Source organism: Paenibacillus sinensis, from assembly GCF_019904155.1.
Taxonomy (GTDB): Bacteria; Bacillota; Bacilli; order Paenibacillales; family Paenibacillaceae; genus Paenibacillus_AQ; species Paenibacillus_AQ sinensis.
The window spans coordinates 26,394-41,610 of sequence record NZ_JAHCMB010000187.1 but is presented as its reverse complement, the minus strand read 5'-3'; the positions used below and the strand labels follow the sequence as shown (position 1 = coordinate 41,610).

Sequence of the window (15,217 nt, the reverse complement as noted above, 5' to 3'; positions counted from 1 at the left end):
AGAAACCGCCGTGGAACAAGGGCATTGGCGGGCTCGAACCGCAGCGTCCCCTTATTCATCCGTTTGGCGAAATGGGTAATATTTTCGTGTGAACATTACTTCGGTCTTGAGGGGGCGCATTATGGACTATGGTTTAATTACGCTTAAACTGGCGACCGGTTTCATCGGACTGTGGATCTTGACGCGGCTGCTCGGGAAGAAGGAAATATCCCAGCTGACGGCTTTTGACTTCGTATCCTCCCTGATGCTGAGCGAGCTTGTAGGCAACACCGTATACCAGAGAGATGTTAAATACCTTCACCTGCTCTACGCGCTGCTGCTCTGGGGTTTATTATCCTATTTATTTGAGAAAATAACCCAACATGCCAAACGCTTCCGCTCTCCCCTTGAAGGCGCCAGCTCGATTCTGATCTGCAACGGCAAAATCGACATGAAAGAGATGAAACGCAACCGGATCGACTTCGGACAGCTTCGGATGATGCTGCGGCAGAAGGATATTTTTGCGGTGGAGGAAGTGGCTTATGCTATATTTGAAAAGAACGGGTCGCTCAGCGTGATGAAGAAGCCGGAATTTGAAGCTCCTGCCAAGGGCGAGCTCGGCATGGAACGGGAAGAGCCTGACTTCGTCTATTCGCTTGTGGAGGAAGGGGAGATTCTGGAGGACAACCTCCGGAAAATCGGCAAGGACCGGGCCTGGCTCGAGAGCGGTCTGCAGGATGAAGGCCACCGCGACGTGAAGGCGCTGAATTATGTGGAGTGGAGCAGGAAGGACGGCTTCTTTGTGCTCGAAGGCTGGGAGAGCGGGGAGCGGCAGAAGCTGGAAGGAGACGAGACGGGCGATTAAGACTGGTGATTATGCAGGAACCTTGCGGTTCTGTCCGCCATGCCGCCATGTATTGGATAAATCATGTATTAAATAGATCATGGACTGGATAAATTATGAACTGGATAAATTAGGGTAATGGGGCCGGAATGACCCGGCTCAGCAAGATATCGAAACCGACAGAAAGCGGGGATTCTCTAATGAAAATCGTATTGTTCGGCGCATCCGGCACCATCGGCCGCGCCATTCTGGCGGAAGCGCTGAAGCGGAAGCATGAAGTTACGGCGGCGGTCCGCCGCCCCGAAGCGCTGGAGGTTCAGCATAACGGTCTCTTGACGCTGCCAGCCGATCTGTTGAGACCGGAGGAAGTGGCCTCGGCTGCGTCAGGACATGAGGCGGCGATCAGCGCCTACGGTCCGGCGTTCGGAGCGGAAGGGGAACTGCTGGAGGTTGCCCGCTCGCTGACGGAGGGACTGAAGAAAGCCGGGGTCTCCCGGCTCATCGTAGTCGGAGGAGCGGGCAGCCTGAAGAACGATGAGGGTGAGCGACTGATGGATACCGCGGATTTCCCGGAGGAAATCCGCCCCCTGGCCGCGGCCCATGCCGACGCCTTCGAGATTTACACCAGGTCGGGACTGGAGTATACGTATGCCAGTCCGGCGGCCGTTATCTCGCCGGGGCGGCGGACGGGACAATTCCGCATCGGCCTCGACCGGCTTGTCGTAGATGAGAACGGCCGAAGCGAAATCAGCACGGAGGACTATGCGGCGGCCATTATCGACGAGCTGGAAGAGGGCAACTTTATTGGGGCCTGCTTCACGGTAGGCTATTGATACGCGCTGGCTTCGGGATACCTTTAATGGGATGAATATTTCAGGGGATCATCTATTATCAGCGTTAACCGGACCGGCGGCAGATGCGTGTAAAGACTGGACAAGAACAGGCGGGAGGAAGGGGAACGGTTATGCATGTGGTAACAGCGGAGGAGATGCGGCGTCTGGACCGCATCACGATCGAGCGGCTGGGCATTCCGGCGGTCGCTCTGATGGAGAACGCCGGGCGCGCTATCGCGGAGGAAGTTATCGGGCTATGCCGCAGGCGGCGGGACGGCTGGTTCGGGAATGAACGGCGGAGCACCGTCCAAAGCGACGGAATAACCGGGACTGAACCGGGAGCCCCATTCCCGGCGGCGGGAGCTGGTCCAGCTGACGTCCACGGATATGGACAGGCCGCTGCATGGCCCACCGGCGGGATGGCGATATCCGGCTCGGGAGAACGACCGGGGAGCGTACGCTGGAGCGGAGCCTTGGATGGCTGGCCGGCCGGGGCGGGAGTATTCCCGCCGCAGCTTCCCATCAGCGGCGACGCCGCGCTGACGCTGGAGCATGCCGGAGGCGAGCGATGGCTCGTGCTCGTCGGCAAGGGCAACAACGGCGGCGACGGACTGGTCGCCGCCCGGCATCTCAGCGAGGCGGGCATCGCCGTCTCGCTGCTGTACGCGGTCCCGCCGGAGTCGCTGACCGGCGAGGCCGCCTTGCAGCGCGACGCCGCTGCGGCCATGGGGCTGCCCGCCGCCGTGTGCGGCGACGGCTGGCCCGGCATGGCCGGGTACACCGGCATCGTGGACGCGCTGCTCGGCACGGGCTCCGCGGGTGCGCCGCGCGGAGCCTACGCGGAGCTGATCGCGGCCGCGGGCGACAGCGGCCTGCCGATTGTCTCCGCGGATATCCCGAGCGGGCTTGACGCCGACACGGGAGAGACGCATGATCCCTGCATCCGGGCTACGCTCACCGTCTGTCTGGCTTTTCTGAAGCAGGGGCTGCTTCAGTATCCGGGAGCCGGAGCGGCGGGTGAAATCATCGTCCGCTCGATCGGCATCCCCGCCATGCTGGCGCGCGGGGAGGGGCTGTCCGTCTTCTGGCTCACGCCTTCCGTGCTGGAAGGCGAACTGGGCGTCGACGTGAGCCGGCGCCGGGAGCCGGACGGACATAAGGGAACCTATGGCCATGTGCTGGTTGCCGCCGGAAGCCTGCCCATGAGTGGCGCCGGTCTTATCGCGGCCCGGGCGACGCTTCGGGCCGGCTGCGGGCTGACGACCTGGGCGGCTCCGGGCCGGCTGCTGCCGCTTCTCGTCGGAGCCGCGCCCGAGCTGATGCTGGCCGACGCCGGGGGAGAGGCGGACGGCACATGGAATGCCGCATCGGCCGGGGAAGTGGTCACGCTCGCGGCGAAGCGCGACGTGCTGGCCGTCGGTCCCGGCATCGGCCGCTTTGAAGGCGACAAGGAATGGCTGAAGAGAATTTGGGAAGAGACGGATTGTCCGCTGGTGGTGGACGCCGATGGTCTGAATATTTTATCGGAGTGTCTGTTTGGCACCTGGAAGAAGCGCCAGGCCCCTGTTATTCTGACTCCCCACCCCGGCGAGATGGCCAGGCTGGCGGGAATGAAGACCGCCGAGGTCCAGCGGGACCGGATCGGTCTGGCGCGCGCTTACGCCAGGGAGCATGGCGTGACGCTGGTACTGAAGGGAGCGCACACCGTCATCGCCGGTCCGGACGGGCGGATCTTTATTAATACGACCGGGCACCCCGGAATGGCGACCGGCGGCGCGGGCGACGGCCTTACCGGCATTATCGCCGGTCTGCTCGCCCAGGGGCTCGGCAGCCTTCAGGCTGCGGCCTTCGGCGTCTATCTGCACGGCAGGGCGGGCGAACGGGCGGCGCTAATGCGTGGTAATCCATCGGCCGTCACGGCTACCGATATTATTGAAGCCCTCTGAGCCTTGGCGCCGGGAAGACGACTGCTCGGCGCCGTAATCTTGCCAAGAGGATTGAAGAAGTCAGTGATTTGTTGGTGGTACGCAGCGAACAGCGTGAGGGAATGGAACAAGTGATTCTCGGCGACGCAGTGCGTCGCAGTCTTGTGGCTAAGTAGGCGCGAATGGAGCTGGGATGGAGACGGATTAACCAGCCCCACGATTAGTCAACAAAGGCTATAGGGGTGAACAAGGTCGAGGATGGAATGCCCCCCCCCTCGACCTTGTTCACATTTCATCGAGAAACGGCCGCCCTGCTTGAGAGGACGGCCTAGTCGCTTCTTCATATTTATCTTATAGCTGCATTAAACGTAGTAACGGCCTTTTAGGCATAGGTGACGGTGTTGAAGCTTTCTCCTGCTTTCAGCACCTGGCCCTTCAATTGTTGTTTGGCCATACGCTCACTCCATTTGCTCGGGTCCTGAGCAATAAGCGGGAATGTATTGTAGTGCATTGGAATAGTTAATTTGGCGCCAAGCCAGCCGGCTGCAATAACCGAATCCTCAATCCCCATCGTGAAATTATCCCCGATTGGCAGCATAGCAATATCGATTGGGTTCAGTTCGCCGATCAGCTTCATATCTCCGAACAATGCGGTATCCCCCGCATGGTAGATTGTCGTATCCCTCATCGTCAGCAGCATGCCCGCTGCAATACCGCCATAGTTAAATGCGTTGCCCTCCAGCTCGATTCCGGCTCCATGCCAAGCTGGAGTAAGCTTAACCCGGCCCCATTCGAAATCATAGGCTCCGCCGATTCCCATTGGATGCACTTCGGCGCCCTTTTGAGCCAGTTGAACCGCCAGCTCATAGCTTGTGATGATCGGGCAGCGATTCGCAGCTGCGATTTCAATACAGTCTCCGGTATGATCGGCATGTCCGTGGGTAACCAGAACCGCAGTTAGATCAACAATGTCCTCCTTTTTGATGGGGGCGTTGGGGTTGCCGGAAATAAAAGGGTCGATAATTACCCGTACGCCTGCCGATTCGATAAGAAAACAAGAATGGCCTAAATACAAAATGTTCATTTTTGACCTCCAGTCGTTATTTATGGAAAATGTGCTTCTCGATCTGTCACACACCTTTTGTCACGGAATATTCCTTCTCTCCGGCATTATCACTATGCAGCAGACAGGAAAGCTATTCCTCCAAGCAGTCCTCGGACATTGCAGGGGAATTATAAGACTCGAGTTTCTTATAGGAAATTCCTATAGGAGAGATTGATTTTTGATCTTGGAAAAAAATGTGATTCCTGTGGTAACCTGATGGCATCCGGCCAGAGTCAATCCAAATTATAAAGAGGTGGAGCGTTTTGCCCGGTTAAAAAAAGAAGCGTATCGCCGTTTCGGCATACTAAGTCAAGGAGGGTGTCTTGTGTCAGAGAATGAAAAGGTACTGGAAGCGAATGAAGCCAATTTCGCGTTGGCAGCAAAGTGTGTGAAAAATGGTGGGGTCGTTATCGCCCCGAGCGATACCAATCTGGCTTTGACGCTTAATCCCTGGGTCGATGATGCCATTGACCGGGCTTTTGCGATCAAGAACAGACCGGCAACCTCGGCGCTTACTTTGTTCTTCTTGAATCCCGAAGAGTGGACAGAATATGCGACGGCCGCCGATCCCGGGCTTGTTCAAGCCTTTGTTGAAGCTTATTGGCCGGGTCCCCTCAATATCGTGCTGCCCAAAAAGGAAAATGTCCCCGATAAAATGGTTCGCGGAGGCTCCACAATCGCTATGGGCTGCCTCAGTAATCCCGTATGGAGAGGGATGATGCGCCATCTGGATATTCCGGTAACAATGACATCCGCGAACCTGTCGGGACAAGCCGACGGAGTACTGGTCGATATGAGGCTGGCACTGGATCAGGTCGGAGGCAAGGTGGATTATATCTTGAAGGGGGGCGCACAGGGGACGACCCAATCCAGCACTATCATCGATTTATCCGGGGAGCCGCGCGTTCTGCGGTATGGCGATATTACGGTCGATCAATTGAATGAAGTCGCCCCTGTGTTTAAAAAAATCGGTTGATCCCGATATTCTCATTCCTTGCAAGGATATAATTTGGCGGGCTTTGCGTGGTAGCGCAAAGCCCGTCTTTTTGCTTACCCGGCAACTGAGTGCGAAGATTATGTCTTGCCCATCAAGTGGAGAAGCACCCAATTGATGGTCTTTTTACGTTTTGCTACACTAGAACAGAAGCAGGACAAGCAGCGGAACGAACAGGGCGAAGACGGGCAGCAGGCCGGGGATTCGTTCTCCGGCGAGCTGGGCTGCGCGGAACAGCAGCAGCACACCAATTCCGGACAGGGCGGCCACCGCCCAGCCTGTTCCCTGGTCATGGGCGAGCCAGAGTCCGGCAGCGATTCCGCTGATTGCGTAGACTGCCGCAACCGCTCCGGCGGACTGCCCCCGGGACGTCCGCAGGGCGCCCAGCAGCCGCAGCGTCCCGTCCGCCAGCAGGGAGACGGTAAGCGCGTAGGCGTATACATTATAGGCCGGCGTGGCAAGCCAGCCTGTGCCGGGATGTGCGGCAGCCAGGCTGAGCAAGGCGAGCGCCGTGAAGACAAGGCCGGAAGCGGCCAGCTTGGCCAGTGCGTACATGCCCGCCTTCAGGCGGACGGATGGAATATCATCGTTCATGATGGATTTCATGGTACACCCCTCAATTGATCCTCATTTCTCCTCCGCTGACATGATGCAGGCGCCCGTGACAGGGCTGGAATCCGGCATGCAAGATAGAGGCAAGCACCATTCGGGTCAGGGCTTGGACCCCTAGCCGTTTACTGCTGTCATTCGCCGCTGATCAGCGCTGCCTTGCTCTTCGGCTTGCTGCTGACCCCGTTCCTCGGGACTTCGCCGCCGGGCCGGAGGGTCATTGTGATCTGATGCCGGGCTGGCGCGCTTACAAATGGCCTTATAGCTCCCGGCATCCCCGTCGCTGACAAGACACCGCAAGGCGGTTATCCTGGCGTTACGGGGTATGCGGGGTTCATGGGCAAACCTCCTGTAGGGGGAGTTGGATGGTATATGACTATGCATCCGCCCTGTAAAGGGTGATTGGGCTTTGAAATGAAGGGAGGACGAATAATGGAGATGGTGATACGCAGTGCGCTGCAGAGCGACGCGGCGGCGATAGCCGAGCTGATCGGGCAGCTGAACGGCAGGCAGCCGTCGGTGCATGATATGGAGCTTCGTCTTGATTTTATCGACATGAGTCGTGTCGAGGAGCTGATCGTATGCGAGAAAGCGCGGGAGCCGGAAATCGGGGGATTGGAGTCTTCAGGGATCAGGGAGAATGCCGTCTCTGCCGATGGCTCGGAAGAGCGTGTGCTGCTCGGGTGCATGGGATTTCGGCTGCGTGAGAACATCGAAGACCTGACGCGTTACGGCGAGGTCTCGATGCTGGTGACGAACCAGGCTTACCGGAGGCAGGGAGTCGGGCGAAAGCTGATGGAATTTGCGGAGCGGATGGCGAAGGAGCGGGGATGCATCGGCACCTGGCTTGTCAGCGGAACTTCCCGGGAGGAGGCGCATCGTTTCTACCGCGAAATGGGATATGAAATCACCGGATACCGGTTCATCAAACGGGCGGAGGAGAAGCCATGATTTATAGAGGGATGAAAGAGAACGATTATGTAGCGGCCTATGATTTGTGGGCGGGCACCGAAGGAATGGGACTCAGCGGGGCGGACTCGCGCGATGAAATTGTACGGTTTCTGGATCGAAACCCGGGACTAAGCCAGATCTGCGTGACGGAAGAGGGTGAGCTTGCCGGTACGGCGCTGTGCGGGCATGACGGACGCAGAGGATTTCTGTACCATGTGGCGGTAAGCGGTAAACACCGGGGAAAGGGTATTGGAAAAGATATGGTAACGCGCTGTTTGCAGGGCTTGCAGGCGGAAGGAATCGCCAAATGCCATATTATAGTCATCGAGGCCAACGCAGTGGGCCGGCGTTTCTGGGAAAGCACGGGCTGGGAGCTGCGGAACGGACTGGTGCTGTATTCAAGCCACACGGTATGATCATGGTTTCGCACCGGGAAGGGTGGCGAACTGGATGGATGAACACGACGCGGCTTGGCCGCTGCGGGCTTCGCCTAAGTCTATGGCCGTACGATCGCGAACTCATGTTGGCGGGGGCTACGCGTAAACGGAGCATGAGCGAGTCCCGCTGGCTGGACCCACGCATAAATGGAGCATGAACGACTTGTATTGGTGGAGCCGATGTGTAAAGGAGCATGAGCGAGTCGTGTTGGCGGTGCTTGCATGTTAACGAGCATGAGCGAGGACAGCGAACGGCAGGGGTAAGCGGCTTGAGTGGTGGCTGTGCCGTCCGAAATCAATTCGACAAATTTCACGCATGGGCTCGTGCAGGAGTATAATGAAGAGGCCGCTCCAAGTAGAGCGCGGCTTCATATCGCCGCCGGATGTCAGCGGCCGGATTCCGGTCCTGAGGCCCGGGCAGTCTCAACAAGAAAGCGGGGCTGAACAACAATGCGGTTTAAAGATGTATTCTCCATAATCGGACCCGCGATGGTAGGGCCCTCCAGCTCCCATACGGCGGGGGCGGCCCGGATCGGGCGGGCGGCGCGGCAGCTCCTTGGAGAGATGCCGAAGAAGGCGGAAGTGATCTTCTACGGATCGTTCGCGGCCACCTATCAGGGACACGGAACAGACCGGGCGATCGCGGGCGGGCTGCTGGATTTCGCGACAGATGATCTGCGCCTGCCGGATTCTATTGATCTGGCGGAAGCGAACGGGATGGATCTGTCGTTCCGGCAGGGAGCGGGTTTGTTCCCCCATCCCAATACAGTGCGGCTGGAGCTGACCGGGGAGAGCGGCGGACTGTCGCTTACCGGAATCTCCATCGGCGGGGGCAATATCGAGATTGTCGAAATCGACGGCTTCAGCGTCAAGCTGTCAGGCATGTATCCCACTGTTATTATTCACCATATGGATTATCTGGGCGTGCTGGCGGGTGTGACCGACACGATGCGCAAAGGCCGGGTCAATATCGGGCATATGTCGCTGGACCGCAAGAACCGCAGCGGCGCGGCGCTGACCGTGCTGGAGCTGGACGAGAGACTGGCGCCGGAGCTGGCAGCCGAGCTGCTGGCTATGCCTGCGGTTCAATCGGTCAAGCTGATCCATCTGGAAGAAGGCGTGGAGAAGCATGAGGAACCGGCGGGAGATGCGGGCATGAAGGAAGAGAAAGGGAAGGAACAACAGCCATGAATTTTCAAACGTTAAGCCAGCTTGCGGCGCTGGCGGCAGAGCGGAATACAGGAATCGGCGCGCTGATGCTGGAAGAGCAGAGTGTGGAATCGGGACGTCCCGCGGACGCCGAATTCGCCAAAATGAAGGAATATTACGGCGTCATGAAGGAAGCCGTGAGGCGCGGCATGACGGAGAACACGACCTCGCGCAGCGGGCTGACCGGACTTGACGCCCAGCGTGTGGGCGCCTACAATGCCACTGGTGAATCGTCGCTCGGCGGTCCGGCCGGTCAGGCGATGGCCTATGCGCTGGCGGTCTCCGAGGTCAACGCTTCGATGGGACGCATTATCGCCACGCCGACGGCCGGCTCGTGCGGCATTATTCCCGGCGTATTCTTGAGCTGTCAGGAGCGGTTCGGCTGGGATGACGATAAGATGACCTACGGCCTGTTCGCGGCCGGAGCCATCGGGTACGTCATTGCCAACAACTCCTTTGTCTCCGGAGCGGAGGGAGGCTGCCAGGCCGAGGTCGGCTCGGCGATCGGAATGGCAGCCGGTGCGCTTACCGAGCTGCGCGGCGGTTCTCCCGCCCAGGCTGTGCATGCCGTGGGACTGGCGCTGAAGAATACGCTCGGCCTCATCTGCGATCCCGTAGGCGGGCTGGTTGAAATCCCCTGCATCGTCCGGAACGGCTTTGGAGCCGTGACGGCCCTCGCCGCCGCGGATATGGCGCTGGCTGGCGTGCGCAGCGTTATTCCGTCCGACGAGGTGATCAAGGTGATGCTGGAGGTCGGCTCTTCGATGCCCGAGAAGCACCGTGAGACCGCCGGCGGCGGGCTTGCCCAGACGCCGACGGGCCGCAAGATTATGGAGGATCTGCGGGGAAGCCGCCGCGAACGTACGCAGGAGTCCTGAGCGGAACGGATAACGGGCGCTCGGCGTCCCGGCTGGAGCCCTGATTCACGGACAGATGCGTAGATGCTTAAGCTTAGCGATCTCTGCTGCGGAAGATGATGGATCAGCGAGAGCACGGCCGGACCCGGACAGGCACTGAGGCCTTCACGGCACTTACAGCAGCCTGAATCGGCGGAGCTGCTCCCACTGCCCTTCGCGTCTTAGAATCTCCGGCTGCTTCTCGCCGATCAGGTCGAAGTGCGGGAAGGGCGTACGATTGTGGATATACTGAGGGGGCAGCCCATTGTCCCTGCACCAGGCTGCGAGGCGATCCAGGTCGCTGCACCCCACCTTGGTCACCGTTGTAATCCCGGGGAATCGCGGGTCCAGCCAGTAATGGGTCAGGAAGGCGATCTCCCCGCTAAGGACCGCCTGTTTCCAGCGGTTCAGTTCTTCTTTTTTCACACCAAAAGCCATGGCCTTCTCATCCTTTATTCGCTATGATGTACATCCGGGAAGGAGGGGATTTCATGAACGGACAGAACCGGGCGGACATTCGTCCCGGCCTCGAAGTGGACATCGTGCTGAAGCAGGATCAGCCTACCGGCAAGCTGACCCGAGGCACGGTCAAGGATATTTTGACGAATTCGCCCCGTCACCCTCATGGCATCAAAGTGAGGCTGACGAGCGGCCAGGTCGGCCGGGTCAAGCATATTGTAAGCTCGTCCTAAATCGATGGCAGCCCCGCCTGGCCAGATGCGGCAGCGCCCCATCCTTTACGCACCGCTCCTTCACGGAACGCGGCGTAAGGGATGGGGCGTTTTGGCGCCGCGCTATTTTCCCATAAATTCATCGACCAGTTGGTCGGCTTTGGCCTGATTGCACAGATTGCAGGCACAGACGCAGTTCAGCGGCGTCGTATGGCCGCCCTTGGCCCGGGGAAGCAGATGGTCGATCGTATCGCCATACTGTCCGCAGAAGTGGCAGGTATACCGGTCCCGTGTCAGGATAAACTTGCGGAAGTCCTTGTTGCTGTACAGCCGGCGGATCGTCCTCCGGCCGACGACAATGGCCGCCTGCTCGCGGACGAGCGTAACGGCGAGCTCCAGGTCAATCTCCTGGTGCCACCGCCGGCCCTTGTCGCTGTGCCCGCGCATCAGAATCATGCCCTGCTTCGAAGGCATGAGCGCCGAAATATCGTCCGGCGCAGGCTTCGGCCCGCGCGGGCGCTGAAGCGGCGGAGTTGGCTCCGCCCTCGGCAGCGGCTTCGGTGCAGCCTCGGCTGCGGAAGCATGCAGCTTCCGCTCGGCAGCGGCTTTCCGGCGGGACCGTTTACGTTTCCGCCGGACCGGCGCAGCGGGAGCCTGCGGCTGGGCGGAGTCCGGCGGCCCCGCGCTCTCCGGCTCGGGCGCCGCAGGAGCCGCGCCGCTGCCGGGCAAGCCCTCGGGCGCGGCAGCTGCACGGCCGCGCTTCCGCCGGCCGCGTCGCCGCTTGCGGCGGGGAGCGTCGCCCCCGCCCGCTTCCGCCGGGAGCCCGGGCGATGCGGCGGGCTCCCGCTCTGTGGAGCCGCCCGGCTCGGCGGCTCCTGCTTCTGCTTGCTGCGCCGGAGAACTCGGCGCAGCCTGCGAAGCCTCGCCGGGCTTCGCGGCGAGCGCTGTCTGCCGGCGGGATGCCGCCGGCTCGGAGACCGGCGCAGCCTGGGCTTGCTGCGCCGCCGCTGCCGGGACGCTCTTGTCAGGCGTCCCGGATTCGCGGTGCTTCCGGCATTCCCGGCAAGCTCCGCGACGGGAGTCGCCTTTGGAGCGCCGGCCGGTTCTTTTGCGGAATTCCGAGAGCGGTTTGTCCTGAAGGCAGTAGGCGCATCGTTTCGTTGCGGATTGATCTATGGATACTATAGGCATCGTTCAGAGCGGCGGCTTGGCCGCGCCCGGTCACCTCGTTTTTGGTAATATGAAATCCAGCTTCATCCAGTATAACGCAAAGTGCGGATAATCACACCGATTTGCCCTTTCTTTTCGAAAATGTGAGTGTATTGCATCATCTGATTTTGAACGCTTGATGGTCCAAGATGCAGACAAATAGCATCATTCTGATCTATATATTGTTGTTTTGAAATCACTCCATGGATTAATGCAAAATGCGAATGTAATCGAGGTCTCAGAGACTTGAGCCGGAATCCGGTATAATGGTAGCAGAACCGATGACCGCTCATCTTAAGGGCCGCCCATTTCAAGAGCGAAAGCGAGGACACGATCAGATGAACGAGAACGCAAGAGCAGGTGGAGACAGGACGAACTCAATCCGCACAGGCGGAAAAAGACCGAAGGCTGTGACGTTTTTGTATGTGCTGCTTGTATTTCTGGGAGTAGGGGCCATAGGCGGAGGGGTGGCGCTCATTATTGCCCCGTCTGGAAAACAGTTGGGCATGCCGATGGATGAGATGCTGAAACGGTCACCATTTGACGACTTTCTGATCCCCGGCATTCTGCTGCTCGTTGTATTCGGTCTGCTGCCGCTTCTGGTGGTGTACGGGCTTGTCCGCAGACCTCAGTGGTCCTGGGCGGATGCAATCAATCCGTTCAAAGAGCTGCATGCCACCTGGACGCTGGCCCTGTATGTTGGTTTCGGACAGATTATCTGGATTATGGTGGAGACGTATATTATGGACGCCGTGGCGGTGATCCATGTCCTGTATATGACGATCGGGCTGCTGATTCAGATCGCTGCGCTTCTTCCGTCGTGTCAGCGGTACTTCCGGGTGACGCCGGATGTCTCGCATACGGCGGGCGGGGTAACCGGGCCGCGCTCGGCTTCCAGATAGTTGCCTCTTACGGGACTGTTAACTGAACTGGTAAAGTGGTAAAGGCACAGATCCGGTCTGGAGGACTGCCCAGACGGTCGGCGGCTTATGCCGATTGGCAGATCGAACAATTGAAAATTAAGGCGAGAGGGCAACCGGGATCTTATACATCGATTGGAGTGTGAACCATGAACGAAATCTCGGGAACCTTGATTACGGTATCGACTTTGGCGGAGGATTTCCGCGAGCTTGGCGTCCAGGAGGGAATGACGGTGCTGCTGCATTCCTCCTTCAAATTGCTCGGAGAATGGGTGGCGGGCGGTCCCGCCGCCGTCATCCTGGCCCTGGAGGAGGCGCTCGGGGCGGACGGAACGCTGGTGATGCCGACGCATACGACCGACCTCACCGATCCGTCAGGCTGGAGCAGACCGCCCGTTCCGGAAGCGTGGTGGGAGACGATCCGGGCGGAAATGCCGCCTTATGATCCGGATTTGACCATGCCCCGCGCGATGGGCGTCATCCCGGAATGCTTCCGCAAGCAGTCAGGCGTGAAGCGCAGCGCCCACCCGCTGTACTCCTTCGCCGCACGGGGCAGACATGCCGAGGCGGTCACCGCCGGCCATGAACTGGCCTACGGCCTGGGCGAGCATTCGCCGCTTGGACGACTGTACGAGCTGGACGCCATGGTGCTGCTGCTCGGCGTCGGCCACGGCAATAACACCTCCATGCATCTGTCCGAGCACCGCGCTGCTTATCCCGGCCGGAAAGAAATAACAGCCGGCGCGCCGGTCTCCGAAGACGGGGTCCGCCGCTGGGCGCTTTTCCCGGATCTGGAGTGGAACTCGGACGACTTTCCCGGGATCGGCGAAGACTATGAGCGCGAGACCGGCGGGGTGAAGCACGGCAGCGTCGCCGCGGCGCCCGCCCGGCTGATGTCCCAGCGGGGAATCGTGGACTATGCCGTCCGCTGGATGGAGCGGCAGCGGAATTAGCGATTTAATGATTTAGAAAGTGCGAGCCTGGCAGCTGCATCAATCGAGATCGTTGAACCAGCGAGTTAAATGAGCCGAGGTACTGGTTCTAGTTCGGCGTAAAAAGGCGGATTTCCCCGCTGGCTACGCATATTCAAATCGCTCATACTCACATAAACAAGCCCGTATCTCATGAAATGCGAGATACGGGCTTTTAGGATTAAGCCGAATGCGTCGCGGCCATTACGCCTCCGTAGTCGCAGTCGTCGATTGCAGCCGCGGCTGTCACGCCTCCGCAGCCGGAGCCATCATGCCTCCGCGGGCGGAGCCGGAGCGGGGAGAAGCTCCCGGCCGTCCAGGTATTTCCGCAGCGCCTGCGGAATGTAGATCGAGCCGTCTTCCCGCTGATGGTTCTCCAGCAGCGGGATCAGGAGGCGCGGCGTCGCGGCCGCCGTGTTGTTGAGCGTATGGCAGTAGCGCAGCTTGCCGTCCGCTCCCTGGTAGCGGATGTTCGAGCGCCGCGCCTGGAAATCCAGCAGGTTCGACGCCGAATGCGTCTCGCCGTACGCGCTTCTTCCCGGCATCCAGGTCTCGATGTCGTACTGCTTGTGCGTCTTCAGCGACATATCGCCGGTGCAGACCGCCACGACCCGGTAGGGCAGCTCCAGCAGCTGCAAAATGTGCTCCGCGTTCGCGAGAATCTCCTGCAGCATCGCCTCCGACACTTGCGGGTCGCCCTCGCAGAGCACGACCTGCTCGATCTTCGAGAACTGATGGACGCGGTATAGTCCGCGCACATCCCGTCCGGCCGAGCCGACCTCGCGCCGGAAGCAGACCGACATTCCCCCGAGCCGCACCGGCTCGGTCACATCGATCACCTCGTCGCTGTACAGCGACACGAGCGGCACCTCCGAGGTGCCCGCCAGCCAGCGGTTCTCTCCGGCCAACTCATACGTCTGATCCATTCCGCCGGGGAAGAAGCCGGTCCGCTCCAGCGTCTCCGGCCGCACGATCGACGGAACGTCCATGACCGTGAAGCCCCGCTCCGTCAGCACATCAATCGCCAGCCGCTGAACGGCGAGGTGGAGGTACAGCCCGTCACCCTTCAGCGTGTAGCTGCGGGCTCCGCCCGCTTTGACGCCCCGGGGAATGTCGATCATGCCGTGCAGTTCCCCAAGCTCCACATGATCCCGGACCGCAAAATCAAACACCGCCGGCTCCCCGCACCGGCGCAGCCCCACATTGTCCTTGTCGCTTGCTCCGATGGGCGTATCCGCCGACACGGGATTCGGCGCCAGCAGCAGCAGTTCCTTTACCCGCGACTCGGCTTCCGCCAGCCCCGTCTCCGTCTCCGCCAGTCTGCCGCCGATTGCCCGCACCTGTGCCTTGAACTCCTCAGCCTCCGCCCGGTTCCCGCGCCGCAGCTGCGATTCCACTTCCCGGGTCAGCGTATTGCGCTGCGCTCTAAGCTCCTCCGTTTCACGGAGCAGTTTCCGGCGTTCATTATCTTTCTTCAGCAGCTCCTCCAGGGGGAAATCCACTCTTTTGCGCTCCGCTGTCACTCTCACCAGTTCCTGATTGTCCCGAATAAACCCCATGTCCAGCATAACCGCTCGCTCCTTTTTGTTAAAAAAATGCAAAAAACGCCCTCATCCATGGGACGAGGAGCGTCAGCTCGCGGTGCCACCCAGGTTGACCGAATC

The 15,217-nt window shown here is 60.0% G+C and carries 16 protein-coding genes; 11 read left to right on the top strand and 5 right to left on the bottom strand.

Going from position 1 to position 15,217, the window contains the following annotated elements:
- Positions 1 to 121: 121 nt before the first annotated feature.
- From KIH86_RS21270 to KIH86_RS21260, 3 genes are all read left to right on the top strand, one after another.
- Positions 122 to 844: a DUF421 domain-containing protein gene (locus tag KIH86_RS21270; RefSeq protein WP_223084386.1), complete on the top strand. Its 723-nt coding sequence runs from the start codon at positions 122 to 124 to the stop codon at positions 842 to 844.
- A gap of 179 nt (positions 845 to 1,023) precedes the next feature.
- A complete protein-coding gene (locus KIH86_RS21265; RefSeq protein WP_223084385.1) occupies positions 1,024 to 1,656 on the top strand; it encodes an NAD(P)-dependent oxidoreductase in 633 nt (210 codons plus the stop codon).
- A 131-nt stretch (positions 1,657 to 1,787) separates the two neighbouring features.
- The gene (locus KIH86_RS21260; protein ID WP_223084384.1) at positions 1,788 to 3,602 is read left to right on the top strand and encodes an NAD(P)H-hydrate dehydratase; all 1,815 of its coding nucleotides are present in this window, start codon (positions 1,788 to 1,790) and stop codon (positions 3,600 to 3,602) included.
- A gap of 361 nt (positions 3,603 to 3,963) precedes the next feature.
- Here the strand turns inward: KIH86_RS21260 and KIH86_RS21255 are convergent, their stop codons facing one another.
- Entirely contained in the window at positions 3,964 to 4,665 is a 702-nt protein-coding gene (locus KIH86_RS21255; protein ID WP_223084383.1) for a metal-dependent hydrolase, read from the bottom strand.
- Between the two features lie 346 nt (positions 4,666 to 5,011).
- Here KIH86_RS21255 and KIH86_RS21250 point away from each other — a divergent pair, with 346 nt between their 5' ends.
- Positions 5,012 to 5,662 (top strand): L-threonylcarbamoyladenylate synthase, encoded by a 651-nt coding sequence (locus KIH86_RS21250; protein ID WP_223084382.1) that lies wholly within the window; start codon positions 5,012 to 5,014, stop codon positions 5,660 to 5,662.
- Positions 5,663 to 5,821: 159 nt separating this feature from the next.
- Here the strand turns inward: KIH86_RS21250 and KIH86_RS21245 are convergent, their stop codons facing one another.
- Positions 5,822 to 6,286 carry a hypothetical protein gene (locus KIH86_RS21245; RefSeq protein ID WP_223084381.1) on the bottom strand — a complete coding sequence of 155 codons (465 nt, stop codon included), beginning with the start codon at positions 6,284 to 6,286 and terminating at the stop codon, positions 5,822 to 5,824.
- Positions 6,287 to 6,721: 435 nt separating this feature from the next.
- Between KIH86_RS21245 and KIH86_RS21240 the strand changes: the two genes are divergently transcribed.
- The 4 genes from KIH86_RS21240 to sdaAA all read left to right on the top strand — a co-directional run bounded on the left by KIH86_RS21240 (position 6,722) and on the right by sdaAA (position 9,764).
- Positions 6,722 to 7,240 carry a GNAT family N-acetyltransferase gene (locus KIH86_RS21240; protein WP_223084380.1) on the top strand — a complete coding sequence of 173 codons (519 nt, stop codon included), beginning with the start codon at positions 6,722 to 6,724 and terminating at the stop codon, positions 7,238 to 7,240.
- Positions 7,237 to 7,656 (top strand): GNAT family N-acetyltransferase, encoded by a 420-nt coding sequence (locus KIH86_RS21235; protein ID WP_223084379.1) that lies wholly within the window; start codon positions 7,237 to 7,239, stop codon positions 7,654 to 7,656. The genes KIH86_RS21240 and KIH86_RS21235 overlap by 4 nt, the downstream gene beginning before the upstream one ends.
- Positions 7,657 to 8,127: 471 nt before the next feature.
- A complete protein-coding gene (gene sdaAB, locus KIH86_RS21230) occupies positions 8,128 to 8,868 on the top strand; it encodes an L-serine ammonia-lyase, iron-sulfur-dependent subunit beta (RefSeq protein WP_223084378.1) in 741 nt (246 codons plus the stop codon).
- The gene (gene sdaAA / locus KIH86_RS21225) at positions 8,865 to 9,764 is read left to right on the top strand and encodes an L-serine ammonia-lyase, iron-sulfur-dependent, subunit alpha (protein WP_223084377.1); all 900 of its coding nucleotides are present in this window, start codon (positions 8,865 to 8,867) and stop codon (positions 9,762 to 9,764) included. Before sdaAB ends, sdaAA begins: the two co-directional genes overlap by 4 nt.
- A 153-nt stretch (positions 9,765 to 9,917) precedes the next feature.
- Here sdaAA and KIH86_RS21220 read toward each other — a convergent pair whose 3' ends face one another.
- The gene (locus KIH86_RS21220) at positions 9,918 to 10,220 is read right to left on the bottom strand and encodes a hypothetical protein (protein WP_223084376.1); all 303 of its coding nucleotides are present in this window, start codon (positions 10,218 to 10,220) and stop codon (positions 9,918 to 9,920) included.
- A 53-nt stretch (positions 10,221 to 10,273) separates the two neighbouring features.
- Between KIH86_RS21220 and KIH86_RS21215 the strand changes: the two genes are divergently transcribed.
- Positions 10,274 to 10,474, top strand: a complete 201-nt coding sequence (locus tag KIH86_RS21215; RefSeq protein ID WP_223084375.1) for a YwbE family protein — start codon at positions 10,274 to 10,276, stop codon at positions 10,472 to 10,474.
- A 102-nt stretch (positions 10,475 to 10,576) separates the two neighbouring features.
- Here KIH86_RS21215 and KIH86_RS30195 read toward each other — a convergent pair whose 3' ends face one another.
- Positions 10,577 to 11,644, bottom strand: coding sequence for an HNH endonuclease (locus tag KIH86_RS30195; protein WP_407672330.1), 1,068 nt, complete (start codon positions 11,642 to 11,644; stop codon positions 10,577 to 10,579).
- Between the two features lie 284 nt (positions 11,645 to 11,928).
- Here KIH86_RS30195 and KIH86_RS21205 point away from each other — a divergent pair, with 284 nt between their 5' ends.
- Both KIH86_RS21205 and KIH86_RS21200 read left to right on the top strand, forming a co-directional pair.
- Positions 11,929 to 12,564: a hypothetical protein gene (locus tag KIH86_RS21205; protein WP_223110657.1), complete on the top strand. Its 636-nt coding sequence runs from the start codon at positions 11,929 to 11,931 to the stop codon at positions 12,562 to 12,564.
- Between the two features lie 167 nt (positions 12,565 to 12,731).
- Positions 12,732 to 13,535, top strand: coding sequence for an aminoglycoside N(3)-acetyltransferase (locus tag KIH86_RS21200; protein ID WP_223084373.1), 804 nt, complete (start codon positions 12,732 to 12,734; stop codon positions 13,533 to 13,535).
- Positions 13,536 to 13,822: 287 nt separating this feature from the next.
- On the opposite strand, the gene serS is transcribed toward KIH86_RS21200, so the two are convergent.
- The gene (gene serS, locus KIH86_RS21195; RefSeq protein ID WP_223084372.1) at positions 13,823 to 15,121 is read right to left on the bottom strand and encodes a serine--tRNA ligase; all 1,299 of its coding nucleotides are present in this window, start codon (positions 15,119 to 15,121) and stop codon (positions 13,823 to 13,825) included.
- Positions 15,122 to 15,217: the final 96 nt, after the last annotated feature.